The 15,142-nt window shown below is 38.9% G+C and carries 15 protein-coding genes; 3 read left to right on the plus strand and 12 right to left on the minus strand.

All coding sequences use genetic code 11. From position 1 onward, the window contains the following. Window positions 1-236: 236 nt before the first annotated feature. The 5 genes from H5118_RS02935 to H5118_RS20790 form a co-directional block, all read right to left on the minus strand. Window positions 237-575, minus strand: coding sequence for a hypothetical protein (locus tag H5118_RS02935; RefSeq protein WP_182747736.1), 339 nt, complete (start codon window positions 573-575; stop codon window positions 237-239). Window positions 576-1,070: 495 nt separating this feature from the next. Next, window positions 1,071-2,045: a transposase gene (locus tag H5118_RS02940; protein WP_182747738.1), complete on the minus strand. Its 975-nt coding sequence runs from the start codon at window positions 2,043-2,045 to the stop codon at window positions 1,071-1,073. Window positions 2,046-2,352: 307 nt separating this feature from the next. Further along, entirely contained in the window at window positions 2,353-2,787 is a 435-nt protein-coding gene (locus H5118_RS02945; RefSeq protein WP_076924327.1) for a hypothetical protein, read from the minus strand. After that, a complete protein-coding gene (locus tag H5118_RS02950; RefSeq protein WP_182747740.1) occupies window positions 2,784-3,251 on the minus strand; it encodes an RES family NAD+ phosphorylase in 468 nt (155 codons plus the stop codon). The genes H5118_RS02945 and H5118_RS02950 overlap by 4 nt, the downstream gene beginning before the upstream one ends. A gap of 16 nt (window positions 3,252-3,267) precedes the next feature. Beyond that, a complete protein-coding gene (locus H5118_RS20790; protein ID WP_310736086.1) occupies window positions 3,268-4,788 on the minus strand; it encodes an RHS repeat-associated core domain-containing protein in 1,521 nt (506 codons plus the stop codon). 987 nt (window positions 4,789-5,775) lie between these two features. Between H5118_RS20790 and H5118_RS02960 the strand changes: the two genes are divergently transcribed. From H5118_RS02960 to gloA, 3 genes are all read left to right on the plus strand, one after another. Continuing rightward, window positions 5,776-6,555 (plus strand): hypothetical protein, encoded by a 780-nt coding sequence (locus H5118_RS02960; RefSeq protein WP_182737301.1) that lies wholly within the window; start codon window positions 5,776-5,778, stop codon window positions 6,553-6,555. Between the two features lie 19 nt (window positions 6,556-6,574). Beyond that, window positions 6,575-7,060: a hypothetical protein gene (locus H5118_RS02965; protein ID WP_182747742.1), complete on the plus strand. Its 486-nt coding sequence runs from the start codon at window positions 6,575-6,577 to the stop codon at window positions 7,058-7,060. A 132-nt stretch (window positions 7,061-7,192) separates the two neighbouring features. Then, entirely contained in the window at window positions 7,193-7,720 is a 528-nt protein-coding gene (gene gloA / locus H5118_RS02970; protein ID WP_182747743.1) for a lactoylglutathione lyase, read from the plus strand. Between the two features lie 64 nt (window positions 7,721-7,784). Here gloA and H5118_RS02975 read toward each other — a convergent pair whose 3' ends face one another. The 7 genes from H5118_RS02975 to bioB form a co-directional block, all read right to left on the minus strand. Next, a complete protein-coding gene (locus H5118_RS02975; protein WP_259397884.1) occupies window positions 7,785-8,294 on the minus strand; it encodes a hypothetical protein in 510 nt (169 codons plus the stop codon). Window positions 8,295-8,552: 258 nt separating this feature from the next. Next, window positions 8,553-9,416 (minus strand): protease HtpX, encoded by an 864-nt coding sequence (gene htpX, locus H5118_RS02980; protein WP_170070868.1) that lies wholly within the window; start codon window positions 9,414-9,416, stop codon window positions 8,553-8,555. A 213-nt stretch (window positions 9,417-9,629) separates the two neighbouring features. Then, window positions 9,630-11,201 carry an FAD-dependent oxidoreductase gene (locus H5118_RS02985; protein ID WP_182747745.1) on the minus strand — a complete coding sequence of 524 codons (1,572 nt, stop codon included), beginning with the start codon at window positions 11,199-11,201 and terminating at the stop codon, window positions 9,630-9,632. Window positions 11,202-11,322: 121 nt separating this feature from the next. Further along, entirely contained in the window at window positions 11,323-12,006 is a 684-nt protein-coding gene (bioD, locus tag H5118_RS02990) for a dethiobiotin synthase (protein ID WP_182747747.1), read from the minus strand. 52 nt (window positions 12,007-12,058) lie between these two features. Continuing rightward, window positions 12,059-12,937 (minus strand): methyltransferase domain-containing protein, encoded by an 879-nt coding sequence (locus H5118_RS02995; protein WP_182747749.1) that lies wholly within the window; start codon window positions 12,935-12,937, stop codon window positions 12,059-12,061. Next, complete coding sequence (locus H5118_RS03000; RefSeq protein ID WP_182747751.1) at window positions 12,934-14,085, minus strand: 8-amino-7-oxononanoate synthase; 1,152 nt, start codon at window positions 14,083-14,085, stop codon at window positions 12,934-12,936. The genes H5118_RS02995 and H5118_RS03000 overlap by 4 nt, the downstream gene beginning before the upstream one ends. A gap of 10 nt (window positions 14,086-14,095) precedes the next feature. After that, entirely contained in the window at window positions 14,096-15,136 is a 1,041-nt protein-coding gene (gene bioB / locus H5118_RS03005) for a biotin synthase BioB (protein ID WP_002961242.1), read from the minus strand. Between the last annotated feature and the right edge of the window lie 6 nt (window positions 15,137-15,142).

The raw sequence follows: 15,142 nt of genomic DNA on the forward strand, positions 1-15,142 counted from the left end.
CACACCGACGACAAACTAGGCCCGCATTATTAGTTTTTTCGTAAAGCTCAATCCACTTTAAACGTTGTTTAATTTCTTTGTTCATAGCGTCATAGTATATTGAAACGATCTCTATGAATCACACAGTTTATTACTGTGAAATGGGACACAAGATAATGAATAAAAGCATCGTCTAAGATGTTTATACATTGACTCGTCTTTACTTAAAGGGGGCGTTCATATATGACTTGTTATTTTTAAATATTCTTTAAAGTACTCAACCTTGGTGGTTCCTCATATGAAAACTTATATTTGAAAGCTCCATCACTTAGGACTTCTAAATCACATATTGTCCAATATCTGTTTTCTAGATCATTTTTAGACATAATCTCGCGCAACTGCTCAAAATACTCTGATGCTTCAAGAGTTAAATCAAACTCCCCAACCTCTTCATTAAACCAGATTTCACTCTCATCACTACTAACAAGCTCCCCATCAATATCATCTATTTCGATATTAATAGTAAATTTATCCCATTTGCAGTCAATATTTTGAGCTATTTCTATAATTATTAGTTCTTGAATATTATCGTTCATTTAACCACATTGCTGATTTTTAAAGTTGTACTTCACGAATTTTCCCCTGCGACCTTATAAGATACGGTAAAATCATCTGGTCTATTAGTTTGATTACTCTTACTATATTTAGGTTTTATCGTAATTTCTATATCTTTACCGATGTTATTATCTTACTTTTTTTACTTTTCTTTCAAATCTAGCATACGCACCTTGATTTAAATTCGGGAGTAACTTTGGACCAATACGCTTTCCATTACAGGGGACGACATTATGTCGGAAACTTAACTAGACACTCACTCTAACTTAACATAAACTTAACTAGACACCCACTCTAATTTAACAAGCAAAACTGTATTATTAGATTTACTTTTTTTTACTCAGCGTTTATCTCTTTTTCTATCGTTATTCATAAAGCACTCATTAAATGAAACATTACCGCTGTTAAACCTAAATTACACGCATAAAAATAACTGCATGATGCAGTTTCAACTTTTCTACTGAGTAATTTAAGATCTATGCTAATAGCTTTTCACAATTACTTATATTGGCTCGCCGTTTTCGATTTAAATTTTCACAGTAACTTATTTGTGAAGTGGGCCTGCCTACTGCACCATGAAATACGTGCGTAAATTGGGTTGTGAGTTTTAACCAGTTTTCTGGCGATATATTCACTCTTTCTAGTAAAGGCAAATGTGTACTTTCAATATACCCTCGCTTATCTTCACGTATACAACGTCCTGTTAATTCTAGAAGTTCAAGGTACGATTTAAGTTCAAACGGGAGTCCTTTTGGCATAATTTGACGTGACATGCCTGCAAAGCGAAGTAGTTTTTTTGGCTGTTTACCAACTTTTGCGTATGTTAGTCGCTTTTGAACGCTGGTATGGTCAGAGTCTTCTGGTGTATTTGCCATTCTGGCTCTGATGGGGTTTAAGTCTACATACGCCATGCAGGCCGCAAGTGCGGCTTCATCAAGGAGTGCTTGAGATTTAAAGCGACCTTCCCAGAATCTACCTGTGCAGTTATCTTCTTTATTTGCTCTACGAGCAATATTTTCATTCAATAAGCGCATAAACCAGCTAATACTTGATAGGCGCTCTCGATATTGTTTGACTGTTTGATTAAAAAAGATAAGCTCAGCTTTACTTAACTTTTCACCTTGTATGTATTTTTGCGTGAGTAACGTGCCTTTACACAGTTTATGCCAGCGAATAACAATTGCTTTATCATTCAGTCTATTTGCTTTTTTATCATCAACATACAACACTAAGTGCGTGTGGTTACTCATAACAGCATAAGCACACACGTCAATACAAAACACTTTGGTAAGCATAAGTAACTTCTCTTCTACCCAGCCTCTTCGATGCGCGTAAGACTTGCCAGTAAAATGGTCTTCGCCACATAAAAATGCACGCCGAACACAACGCGAGATACAGTGGTAATATTTTGTATCGGCCAAACTTACTTGGCGCTTTCTTGCGATTGCCATAAGATACCCTGCTAATTTTTCGCTCTGATAAAAGCTTAGTACTTAGTTCGCCAAACTGCAAAATTAGGATGGGTGTCAAGTTTATTTCTTTCCCTCTACGATGCTCGTAAGATTGACCAGTAAAGTGGTCTCTCCACATTAAAATGCACGGCGCACGCAACGTGATATTCAGCGGTAGTACTTTGTATAAAATTAAGATTGGTGTCTAGTTTATTTACTTCGGTGTCTATTTACTTATTGACTTCAAGGGATCGTCCATATATGTCTAGTTTATTTTCTTAGTTTCTAGTTTATTTTCAGAACGAATCTAAGTACTTTCTTTAAGCCACCAAACCTTTAAACTATTCGGAGGTATATTAATTAACTCGATATCCTCTTCGCTATCATCAAAATCTGTTCCATCAGGAAAGCGCGGGAAAGATACATTATTGATGAAGCGATCATACTTTGCTTCGCTACAAGAAGGGCACTCAGGTAAACTTAACAAAAATCGGTCAAGTTTACCCTTGTAGTACTTCCTATATTCACTCCCGCTATCTGGAACTGAGTTTGGCTTAACCTCTGCCAATATAGCGTTAGTTCTGGCCGTAGCCCAGACGATTGTATTACAACAGGAACATTGCCCCCCAACTACTTCACTATCATGCCAAGTGAAATAGCATAATCCATGCTGTTCCATGCCCTTGACTTTAGCAGGCTGAATACCAAGTTCATCTGCACCCCGTAAAATTAAATTGCTCATGGGCTTATTTTCCTATCTAAAATTAACGTTATTGCATCAGAGTCATAGCGACCACCAAACAAAGTAATTGCTCGATTATTTCCGTTCTTTCTACTACTTGGATACAAAATTCCATTATAACCGGCGTCGAATGCTTGGTTGGAAATCTGATTTGTATAACCGTATATTGTTTTCTGCTGAACAGGATTATCGACTTTCGCAGCCAATTTTGCTGGGTCAATACTCATTTTTTTAAGCACATTCGGATCTGTCAAATCCAAAATATTATCCACTCGCACATCACCAACAAACAGAGACTTCCCATCTAAATTTTTACGGACTTCTACATATGAGGTAACAACATTTTCACCAAAGTAAACATCTTCACCAGTTGGGCGATACGTAGGGTCAGAAAAGCGATATTGCGCACTTGGATTTGTACTTAATGCGGGGAAATTTGAATCATATATTTTATGTCCATCCATATGCACATCAGAGCCACTACCAGAAATAATATTCTGGTTCGTTATTTGAAGCTTTTAATGCATTTTTAGCACCTTTAGTCCCATTCAAAACAGTCTTACCGCCAGCTAAGGTAGCAGCAATTTCAACAGATTTATGCGCCATTGTAGCAAGTGCTGGTGAACCTGTCGCCTCAAGCGTCGCATCACCAAGCGCTGCCATATTGTCTTCATAATACTCTTGCACGATCGGAGCTAACTTCTCTGATACGGCTTGCCCTGCATCAGTAAATGGGCCTATTTGATTGGATTGTACACTTTCTATGGTATGAACCGCTGCATCTATATCACCTCCTGACATAGCGAGAGTGACAATACCTGCACCACCAGCTACAACATCAACTACTGAGTTGAATAATCCAGAAACAAATAAATCAAGTCCGCCTGTAACTGCATCAAAGGCATTAATCTGCTCAACCATCTCGTCAGCTGTGCATCCTGATTGCTCTTGTTTACAAATATTTTCTATTTGGCTTCTAAGATCACCTGAAATCTCTGGCTTTGCATCAAGCGCTGCTTTTACTTTTGCCTGCCCCTCTTTACACAACAGCCCCATTGGATCCACCCAATTCACCGGGTTTGGCGCGTATTGATAGTGGTTTATGCCACCCACTAAACCAATTGGATCTTGATTTATAAATCGCTGTTGTTTTGGGCTGTAGTAGCGATAACGGTTGTAATGCAGGCCGCTCTCTTCATCAAAATACTGCCCTTGAAAACGAATTGGCTGAGTGAAGCTATTTTTATTGCTTATCTCTGATTCTTCATAACCATACACATCGGCTTGATTTTCCCACACTACTTCTGCTTTGTTGTTGGTTACAAAACATGGAGTATTCAGTTGGTCTAGGTGGTAGTAGTACACCTCACCTTGTTTAATTAGCGCGACCGGGTGAAATTGATTAGGCAGGTTAATATACCAGGTATATTCACCGTGTTGGTATTCACCGATTAACTGGTCGTTATCCCAAATGTAATCAATTTTACCGTGCTCGGTATGCTTTGCGATACGCCGACCGAGTGGGTCGTAATCGTATTGGGTGAGCGTGCCGTTGTTGTTAAAACAGCTTAGCTGGTTAAATGCGTTATATTCACGGCGGGTTTTAATGCCTTTGCCGGTTTCGCGTATTTGGTTACCAAACTCGTCGTAGTAAAAGTCGCTGTCGCCAAAGTGTGTTAGGCGGTCGGCGTCGGTGGCACTGTTTATTGTGGTGTTGTTAGTGCCTTCATTGTTTGCTACTGAGTCAGCGTTGCTACTATTTTTACTACTACTTTCACTACTATTTGCTGCTAACTCATTGTATTCGCTATGGGTGGCGCGCGTTAAATCAATAGAAGAGCTGGCTGTATACTCGTTGCTGGCTGCATCATGTTCTATCCCCTGCTCGCCTGTATCTCTAAGGTCTGCATCGCTTGTGTTTGATTTAACTGTTTGGCTTTGTGGGTTACCAAAGCTATCCCACTGGTAGTATGTGGTTGTATCAGCACGTGAGCCTGCCAATTTTTGTTGTATTAACTGGCCGAGGCTGTTGTATTCAAAATTGATATTTTGGCTGCTTACGCCTTCGTTTTTACGGGCAATAAGCTGGTTGACGCTGTCGTAGTTGTACGTACAGGTATCAAATAATGTTTGCGATGGATGTGTAAGCTGCTGCTGCGTTAAGCGGTTAAATACATCAAACTGTTGAGTAAGGGTTATGCTGTTACCAAACTGCTGGGTTTTAATATTGCCTTGGCTGTCGTAGCTTAATGTTACAAGCGGCTTCGCAAGTTCAACCTCTTTGCTATTGTTTTGCAGTAAGTTAATGCCGCTTAGCTGGCCAAACTGGTTGTAGCTGTATTTAAGCGTGGTTGAGTCTGGCAGGGTAAGGGTTTGCCTTTTGCCGTATTCGTCGTAACTGTATTTTAAGGTATGCGCTTGTTGCTGGTTATTTACTTGCTCGGCGCACAGTAGCCTGCCGCCTTTATCAAACGTTTGTTTAAGTGTTGATTGCGCATTATGTGCACGCGCAATTTTACCTTGCTTTGTGTAGCTGTAGTAATTGGCGTTATTAACGATATGTGAGTCGCTTGCAAGGCTTGCATGCTGCGCAGTTACGCGGCCAAGGCTGTCGCGCTCTATTTTTACATGGCGTTTATTACTTTGCGTTACTGAGGCTAAGCGGTTACAGGATAGTGAGGTTAATTTTGTATGTTGACTGCTTACGTCTTCGCTTTTTTATGTTAAGAGCTGTTTTCACTTAGGGAATCACTAGAAGTAAATAATCCTCGTGTCAGTAGTTTAAGCTCTTGCTAAACTGATAAGGTGAAATAGATAAGTCAGTTTAAATAGCGACCACTTATTGCTTTTTTACACTAATTATGAATGTAAATAATATTAATAAAATCTATTACTGTAAATTTTGACGCAAATAAAAGAGTGCAGTATAGTACTGCTAAATTACTGGATGTAATATTTTATTTAATATTTACCTTAAAGGACTAAAACATGAAATTACCACTAATTTTATCTGCTTTTTTGTTATCTACCAACGTATTATCTGCCACCGAAACATCCAAAGTTTATTACAGTTATGACTCAGAGCGTGAAGCACAGCTATTCATTGTACCTAATGAAAAACAAGATACATACTATGTTAACTACCGAGGATTCGAGCATCACTTCGATGAGCAGACTTTATTATATAAAAGGTTCAAAAACGATATTGGAGAAGGCTATTACCTAAAACTAATTGGCATGCCTAATGTTAATTTTAGAAACGATAAAGACCAAACAATAATATCTGGCACTCTAGTTTCTTATTCAAATGTATATTTAGACGATGGTACTGTAACTAAAGTTATTTATCAGGGCTCTATAGACAAAGCTAAAGAAAGAAGAATTATTGAAAAATACAAAGAACGACAATTTGAAACCTTTAGCAAAATTGAAGCTAAAAAGTTGTATAAAAAACATTTAAAAAGCCTTAATGAAAAGTGTGGTACGCAAATTGTCCTTGATGTCGCTTGGTCTAACTTTGGCAAAAACAATTTGAAGACTACCCCATCTAAACTTTCAGCTTATTTACAATCATTAGAAAAAGTATGTTTAATTGACAATGATTATGCCTTAGCAGTAAAAGATATAAAAAGTGTTAAGGTTTTACCATCGAGCACTCCCGATACTCAAAGTGCAGAGTTAAATAAAAGCGAACTCACGATTCAATTAGGTAACCAGGTAGAGAATCTGCCTGAAGTTAGTTATGAAGCAATATATAATATTTTTTAAACACTAAAAGGAAGAAGTTATGAAACAAAAAATTTTAGCCGGACTTATTATTGCTGTTTGCAGCTCATCTGCTTATGCATCTATCAAAGACAAAAAAGCAATTAGAGCTGCAGATGCAAGTATTGCAGAAGAAGTTGCAAAAGTTAAAGCTTCTTGTGGAAACGCTAAATTAGATGTAAATGTTGATTGGGATGACTTTAAGAAAATGGCTGCTGCTAATGAAGCTAAGCTTGCTGATGATAGATACCAAAGCCAATGGATTATGTCTCATGCGGGTCAACGCACAGTAGCTGTTTTAGAGGCTGTTTCTGAAATATGTAAAGATGATGCTGATTATAAAGAAGAGTTAGCACTGTTGACAAAGGTTACTGTTTCAGCAAAACAAGATTTTAAAGATTCAAAGAGTGAGTTTTCACTTGATGATACTGTTTTAAAAGTTAAATCAGGTCATAAAATGACAAGACGAGCATCTGACTTTACTAAAAGTATCAAAGAATTATACTAATAGTTTAATATGACTATTGATATGGGCCAGCTATAAGCTGGCTTTTTTATAATATTTACTTTATGTGGGTTAATAAAATTTTTAAGTGTATTAGAATATATTGATGTAATACCAATCATTAAAAGGATCACCATGTCTAACTATAACGAATCTCCAGAACAAGTTGAACAGGCCACTCAGGGCTTTGTTATGCAACAAACTATGTTACGTATTAAAGATCCAAAGCCGTCGCTTGAATTTTACCAAAATGTATTAGGTATGAAGCTGTTAGGTAAGTATGATTTTCCTGGTATGAAGTTTACGCTTTACTTTTTAGGCTACGAGCAAGAATTACCACAAGGTGATGATAAAACTAAAGCAGAATGGGTGTTTCGTCGCCCTGCGCTAATTGAGCTTACCCATAACTGGGGCACTGAAAACGACGACAGCTTTGAGGGTTACCACAGCGGTAACCAAGAACCTAAAGGCTTTGGTCATATTGGTATTAGCGTGCCGGATGTTTACGCAGCCAGTGAGCGCTTTGCAAAATACGATGTAGAGTTTGTAAAAAAACCAGATGATGGTTCAATGAAAGGCTTAGCCTTTATTAAAGATCCTGACGGCTACTGGATTGAAATACTCTCTGCTGAAGGTATTACCGAGATTATCCTTTCTCAGTAATAAAGATTTATTTATATTAAAAACCAGCTTTTTAGCTGGTTTTTTTAATCGTAAAAATTCATTTTTATTTATAGGCCCAAGCATCGGTTATTGTTACTTGGCACTTGTTATAACTATTAGCAGACTTTTGGGCTATCCCTCTTACTCTAAAGTTTGTTGAGTCATTAGGCTGTAGAATTAGGTCTTCGTCGGTTATTGATAGCGTATCGACTAGTGCGTTTTGATTTGTTAAAAAATCGATCTTAAACTTTATATTTTTAAACGAAAAATCTGATTCATTTTTTATTTGCCCTATACAGGCAACATACAAACCATCGGTTTCATTTTTAGTGCTTATTTGGTTTACATTAGCAGTTAGGTTTTTTTGTGCTTGTTCTTCAAGCCCTGCTACATATATATTTTGATAAAAAATAAACCCAAAAATACCAATAATAATTAAGGCCAATGCACCAATAATAATGGGATTGTTTTCTAAGTTAGAATATTTAGCTTGAAGTGAGGTGCATTGCGGGCATTTTGTAGCGCGTGAATCTATAGCGCTAAAACACATAATGCATTCTTTAGTTTGCTGCATCTTTTCCACTACAATAAGCATCCTTGTTAAGTATTAAATGTTAAGTATTAAAACCAGCAGCATTGCTGGCTTTTAAATTATTTTAGTTTACTTATACATAATAACTCCGTAAACACATATAGCTTAAAAAAGTAACGATTTTATAAAGCAATACAAGGTACTGTATATAAACACAGTGCATGCGTGTTTTGGTATTTTAACGTAAACATAAAAAAGCCAGCAATTAAGCTGGCTTAGTATATTAACTATTTTACATAATTACTTACGAAGTGCGTCGATTCGTGCATCAAGCGGTGGGTGCGACGAAAACAACTCAGCAACACCTTTACCACTTGCAATACCAAAGGCCATCATTGAACCTTCTAATTGCGACGGATGGTTTTGCTTTAAACGCTCAAGGGCAGAACGCATTTTGTCGGCACCAACTAGTTTTGCCGCGCCGCTGTCGGCTGCAAATTCACGTTTACGGCTGTAACTTGCCACGACTATACTTGCTAGCACACCAAATAATACTTGGAATAACATATCGAATAAGAAGTATGTCCAGCTACTGCCGCCCTCTTCTTCATCGCTATTAATAAAGTTATCTACTATGCCTGCCAGTACTTTTGCAGCAAATATTACAAAGGTGTTTACCACGCCTTGTATTAGGGTAAGCGTTACCATGTCGCCGTTAGCCACGTGCGATACTTCGTGGGCAAGTACGGCTTCGGCTTGATCTTTTGTCATGTTGTGCATTAAGCCTGTGCTTACTGCCACTAACGAGTTGTTTTTACTTGGGCCGGTTGCAAATGCGTTCATTTCTGGGCTGTCGTAAATAGCCACTTCTGGCATTTTAATACCTGCTTTTTTTGCTTGCGCAGATACCGTTTGTATAAGCCAATGTTCGGTTTCGTTTCGGGGCTGCGTAATTACATGCGCGCCGGTTGATTTTTTAGCGATCCATTTCGACATAAATAACGAAATAAACGATCCACCAAAACCAAATACGGTGGCTATAAGTAAAATTCCGCCAAGACTACGATGGCTTAAGCCCAGCGCACTCATTATTATTGAAAGCACTACACCTAATACCAACATAACCGCTAGGTTAGTTAATAAAAACAAAAATACACGTTTCATATTGTCCTCACAAAATTAATATTGATCACCGAACGCTTAAAATAAATTAGGTTAAAGCAATCACTACGTTATGACACACTATGTCATAACGTTAGCGCTATTCTGTGACAAACTATGTCATAACACAAGTGTTATTTATGTGTTTATTGATAATTTTTTTGAGAGACGTTTTATAGCAAATTTAAGACTGAAGTTTCTTTATAAATCAGTTTATTACAAGCTGTTATTTAGTTCTGCCATATCAATTGGAAAACCACGCTCACCTGCTAATATGCGTGCAACTTCGTCAATTTTTTCGCCGCTATTATATTTAAGGTACGACCATTGGTGGGCACTGCGGTGATGATTTACAGCAGGATCGCTGCTTATTATTCCTAATTTTATAAACTCACCCACTATTTGATCTGCCGCTATTAACGTTGACGATGCTTTAACATTTTCGGCCCGTGCGTAACTAATATGCGAATATAAACTTACATCGGCTACGCGCAAAGTGTCGTCATCCCCTGGGATTTGTTGCCCGCCATACAAGGCATTATTTTGTGTGCTAGCTGTTTTAAATGCAGGTACAAACTCGGCTACATAATCAATTGCTGTTTGGGTGCGTGTTTGCAAGGCTGCTTCATCCCAGCCATCTTTAATATAATGCAGGTATTTATTGGGAAGTTTAGGTTGTGCGCTCATTGGCGTTGCATCAGCTAACCCATCATTAAACAATGTAATGTTGTTAGTCATGCCATGTATTTGAAAATACCCGTTAGGGTAAGGCGTTAGCTGCGCCATACCTTCTGGCGTGCCACGGTTACCGTAAATAATTATTTCGGGTATTTGCCCACCAGCACCTTGCCAATGAGTTATATAAGAGGCTTTAAATTCGACCATGCGTTTTACATCTACCCCAACGAGGTCGTCAATAATACCGGTTTGAAAACCACACGCATTAATAAGGTAATCTACCTCAATGGTTTGCGTATCGGTTTGAGTAACAGGTTGTTCATCAAGGCTTGGCTCTGATTGGTATTCAATGCGCCACTTAAGTGTTTGCTTATCATTATTGGTATTTATAACTGGCGATACATTTTTAACACTGGTGCTTGTTAAAACGTGAGCGTGTTTGTACTGTGCAAGAGCGAGTTGTGCACTGGCCGATAAACGAAAAATATTCCAGCCATATTCTTGTGCAACAATTAGCGGAAACTTTAGCTTATCTAAATCTAAATGCTTAGCAACGGGTATCATCCACTCATCTAACGACGTGGGCTTGGCTACTTGTTTTTGTTTAGCAAGCTTTAGCATTTGCTCATAACTATATAACTGATAATAATGCTCTGGCTCGCCTAATACTTTATTAGCGCTATCTTGCTCAACAAGCTCGCTGTAGGATTTTACTAATTTATCTAAACGCGGAAATAAATCCTCCGGTGAATCGTCATCGCGCTTGGGTACGGCAAATACTGTGGGACGAACATCTATGGTGTGAGGATAAAGGCGCGCAATATCTATACATTGCTTAAGTAAATCTATGCAGTCTTCGTCGGGTATTTCACGATATAAGTTGCCACCTGCGTGCAAATGGCACATTGGAGGGCCATCAATTAACGACTTTTTCTTTTCAAGCACATAAGTTTCTAACCCTAACGCAGCAAGCCTAATGGCTATTGTGGCGCCAGCTGTGCCTCCACCAATTATACCTACGCGTTTTTTAGGTAAGCCATAGTTTAGTGCCTTTGGCTCAGCGCTTACGTGCGCATCTGGGGCGTAGTTTTCAATAAATGGGTGCGTCATATAGTCGTTATGTCCTTAGTAACATTGTCTTTAAGCAAGCTATGTATTTATAAACGTTTATATGTGTACTAAGGCTGACTATTTCAAGATTTACCTAAAAAAGTAACTTTTTTAAAACCACTTAAGTGTTTATAGATAACGCACTAAGCAAGCTTTTGTATATTTGTAACTTAGGAGTTTGCTCGCTGTATGGGCTTATAGCAAGTATTGGAAACGGTAAACGTGCTTTAAGTGAATCAAGGTTTGCTTGGTACTCGTCCATATTTTTATCGACTTGGTTTGCAATCCAACCAACGCAGTTTATACCCATACTTTGCATATGCGCAGCGGTTAGTAACGCATGATTTAAGCAACCTAGCTTCATACCAACAACAAGTATTACCGGCAGTTGCTCTGCTTTAACCCAGTCGTATAAATAATCGTTTTTATTAATAGGTAATGCCCAACCACCAGCACCTTCAGTAAGGATGATGTCAGCGCCCTGTTGTTTTACGTTTTTATAAGCATCACTTAGTTTATCTACAGTAATACTCACTCCAACTTTCTCAGCGGCTATGTGCGGTGCAATAGGGGGTGCAAACGCAAACGGATTAACTACGTCGTATTTAGCGCTTACTGTTGCGCTTTCCATTAGTATGAGAGCATCAGCATTTACTAGCTGATTGAACGCCATTTCGCAGCCAGCAGCAAGGGGCTTAAAGCCAATAGCTTGTTTTTTATGTTGGGCAAGTAACTTTAATAGCAAACTGGTAACGTGGGTTTTTCCGGCATCGGTGTCGGTGCCTGTTATAAAAAATTCTTTCATGCTTTGCCTTATGATCTGAATCTAACTTTGGTTTAAGTTTTAACTTGAGCAATTAATCGCTTTTTTTTAATGATAACAGCACCACATGATAAGACACACATGCTTTATTATTTATAAGCGGATACGCACTGCATACTTTTTGTAGCGCCGATTTAGTAAGTAACCCTTGGCGCGTATTGGTATGATTTTGCGTAGTTGCACCTATAGCTTTAATTGAGGCAATAGCTTTTAAAGGTGTTGTGTATTCATCGGTGTAAATACGTTTTTTAGCGCTATTAATAGTAAACCCTGCATTTTGGACTGATTGGTTTATATGCAGCTCACTATTAAAGGTATTTATGTGGCTGTTAGAATCAAGCGCTGCAAAGGCTGTTTTTATTTCGTTAAGTGAGCCCTCTACCACAGCGCTTATGTACGCCTGCCCGCCTGGTTTTAATATGCTGTAAAGTGATTGCATTAAAGCCGAAAAATTAGCAGACCACTGCACTGCAAAATTACTGTAAATTACATCAACACTGTTTGCTTGTAGCGGTAAGTTATCCATATCGGCGCATATTTTTGGTGCGGTTAAATTACTACTTTGCAGCATGCTTATGCTCAAATCCATGGCAATAACGCTTGCAAACATACTTTGTAAGGTATGTGTATTAACAAGCGGGCCTGCGCCTAAATCAACACAAAGCTTATTTTTATTAAAGCCTGGTTTTATGAGTGAAAATAGATCGCTCGCAGCATTTTTTTGTACATTTGCATGGGCGTTATAACTCGCCGCCGCTTTTGAAAACTTACTTTGTGTAGACTTTTTAAGCTCCTTATTTAGCTCCTTGCTTAAATCCTTGTTTATCTCTATATCCAATTCGCTACTTACTAGGCAAGGTTTTACAAGTTGTGTTTGCACTAGGTCTGTTTTTAATACTGGCTGAGCAGTCATGCTATTGCACCTACTAAATGCTTAACTAAGTGCGTTATGTCTTGCTCGGTATGTGCGGCGGTTAAAGTAATGCGTAAACGTGAGGTGTTATGTGCAACCGTCGGCGGTCTAATTGCAGTGAGCCAAATACACTGTTGTTTAAGTTTATCTGCCGCTTGCAACGTTTGCTCAGCGCAGCCTAATACAATGGGCTGAATGGCTGTGTTTGACTCCATTACAGCAATATTATGGCTTTTAGCGAGTTGCTTAAATAATGCAATATTGGCATTTAGCTTATCGCGTTTATCATCAGCTGTTTTTATGCTTTTAATACGCGCAAGTGTGTGGCTTGCCATAAGCGGTGACATGGCGGTTGAATACGTGTAATCGCGATTAAATTGCAGCATGTAATCAATAAACTGTTTACTGCCCAATACACACGCGCCACTACTAGCCACTGCTTTACCAAAGGTAATGACTAATATATCTGGCAGCGTTTGAGTAATAAACGCTTCGCAACTGCCCAAACCGGTTTTGCCTAATGCACCAAAGCCGTGTGCGTCGTCAATCATTAGCCATGCGTTGTGCTGTTTTGCAAGTGCGAGTAATTCTTTAAGAGGCGCGGTATCGCCATCCATCGAAAATACGCCTTCGCTTATAATAAGCTTGTTTTGCGCTTTTGATTTTTCGAGCCGTGAGCGTAAATGGTTCATGTCGTTGTGATTAAAACGCACTAAAGCCGCGTTTGAGTTCATAGCCCCGTCAATCAAACTTGCATGATTTAACTTATCTTGAAAAATAGTGCTGTTTTGCGCAGCCGCTTTATCTTGAAACAACGCTTTAATTACGCTGCTATTAGCGCTAAACCCTGAATTAAATAACATTCCTGCGCCATAACCAAATTGCTCACATAAGTATTGTTCAAGCGCTTTTTGCTGAGCCTGATAACCCGTAACCAATGCTGAGCTGTGACTCCCTAATGCGTGGGAGTCATTAAGGTTAACAGCCTCATCACCAAAGCCTAAGTAGTCGTTACTGGCAAAGTTAAGGTAGGTTTTATTATTAACCATTATGGTGCGTGCTGTAGCGTGATGTACTACGTGGCGTTTACGAAGCAGTGCATCTTGCAGGCGAGCCTGCAGATGCGTATTTATAAAATCAAAAGGCATTGATATAAGCCTACGCTTCGTAAAACAATTCAGAGGTTGCTTTGTCGGCTACTTGCGATGAAAGCGAGGCTTCAACTGCTTCGTCGGAATAGTCGTGACGTTTTTCTGGGTTCATGCCTAGTTTTTTAATTAGGTTCATATCGGCATCAGCGTCGGGATTTTCGGTGGTAAGGAGTTTATCACCATAAAATATTGAGTTAGCGCCTGCAAAAAAGCACATCGATTGCATTTGCTCGTTCATGGCGTTACGCCCTGCCGATAAACGTACATAACTGTGTGGCATCATAATGCGCGCTGTTGCTATGGTACGTATAAATTCAAAGTGATCTAAATCGTCTACGTTTTCAAGCGGAGTGCCTTTAACTTTAACGAGCATATTAATAGGCACGCTTTCTGGCTGTTGTGGCAAATTAGCTAGTTGCATAAGTAGTCCAAAACGGTCGCTTGCTTGCTCACCCATACCGACTATTCCGCCTGAGCATACTTTCATACCGGCATCGCGTACGTGGTCAATGGTATTTAATCTATCTTGAAAAGTACGGGTTGATATAATTTGCTCGTAATACTCAGGTGACGTGTCAAGGTTATGGTTGTAGTAATCAAGCCCAGCGTCTCTAAGTTCATGGGCTTTTTCATTTGTGAGTTTACCTAGCGTCATACAGGTTTCTAACCCTAGCTCTTTTACTTCTTTAACCATTTGCGAAATGTATGGCATGTCTCTGTCTTTTGGATCTGACCATGCAGCCCCCATACAAAAACGGGTAGCGCCTTTTTGTTTTGCAAGGCGTGCTTGCTCTACTACTTTTTCTACTTCTATTAAGCGTTCGCGTTCTAAATCAGTTCTGTAATGGCCTGACTGCGGGCAGTACTTACAGTCTTCTGGGCAAGCGCCTGTTTTAATTGATAACAACGTAGAAATTTGCACTTCATTTGGGTTGAAGTTAGCACGGTGAACCGATGCGGCTTTAAACAGTAAATCGTTAAATGGCATTTCAAATAATGCTTTAACTTCAGCGTGGGTCCAATCGTGACGAACAGGTGCAAGTTCCATAATACT

This window comes from Pseudoalteromonas sp. SR41-1, from assembly GCF_014164015.1.
In the GTDB taxonomy this organism is placed as follows: Bacteria; Pseudomonadota; Gammaproteobacteria; order Enterobacterales; family Alteromonadaceae; genus Pseudoalteromonas; species Pseudoalteromonas distincta.

Excerpts from the sequence above, each read along its gene's own strand:
- H5118_RS02935 (WP_182747736.1), bottom strand. The coding sequence starts at position 575 with ATGAACGATAATATTCAAGAACTAATAATTATAGAAATAGCTCAAAAT.
- H5118_RS02940 (WP_182747738.1), bottom strand. The coding sequence starts at position 2,045 with ATGGCAATCGCAAGAAAGCGCCAAGTAAGTTTGGCCGATACAAAATAT.
- H5118_RS02945 (WP_076924327.1), bottom strand. The coding sequence starts at position 2,787 with ATGAGCAATTTAATTTTACGGGGTGCAGATGAACTTGGTATTCAGCCT.
- H5118_RS02950 (WP_182747740.1), bottom strand. The coding sequence starts at position 3,251 with ATGGATGGACATAAAATATATGATTCAAATTTCCCCGCATTAAGTACA.
- H5118_RS02960 (WP_182737301.1), top strand. The coding sequence starts at position 5,776 with ATGAAATTACCACTAATTTTATCTGCTTTTTTGTTATCTACCAACGTA.
- H5118_RS02965 (WP_182747742.1), top strand. The coding sequence starts at position 6,575 with ATGAAACAAAAAATTTTAGCCGGACTTATTATTGCTGTTTGCAGCTCA.
- gloA (WP_182747743.1), top strand. The coding sequence starts at position 7,193 with ATGTCTAACTATAACGAATCTCCAGAACAAGTTGAACAGGCCACTCAG.
- H5118_RS02975 (WP_259397884.1), bottom strand. The coding sequence starts at position 8,294 with ATGCAGCAAACTAAAGAATGCATTATGTGTTTTAGCGCTATAGATTCA.
- htpX (WP_170070868.1), bottom strand. The coding sequence starts at position 9,416 with ATGAAACGTGTATTTTTGTTTTTATTAACTAACCTAGCGGTTATGTTG.
- H5118_RS02985 (WP_182747745.1), bottom strand. The coding sequence starts at position 11,201 with ATGACGCACCCATTTATTGAAAACTACGCCCCAGATGCGCACGTAAGC.
- bioD (WP_182747747.1), bottom strand. The coding sequence starts at position 12,006 with ATGAAAGAATTTTTTATAACAGGCACCGACACCGATGCCGGAAAAACC.
- H5118_RS02995 (WP_182747749.1), bottom strand. The coding sequence starts at position 12,937 with ATGACTGCTCAGCCAGTATTAAAAACAGACCTAGTGCAAACACAACTT.
- H5118_RS03000 (WP_182747751.1), bottom strand. The coding sequence starts at position 14,085 with ATGCCTTTTGATTTTATAAATACGCATCTGCAGGCTCGCCTGCAAGAT.
- bioB (WP_002961242.1), bottom strand. The coding sequence starts at position 15,136 with ATGGAACTTGCACCTGTTCGTCACGATTGGACCCACGCTGAAGTTAAA.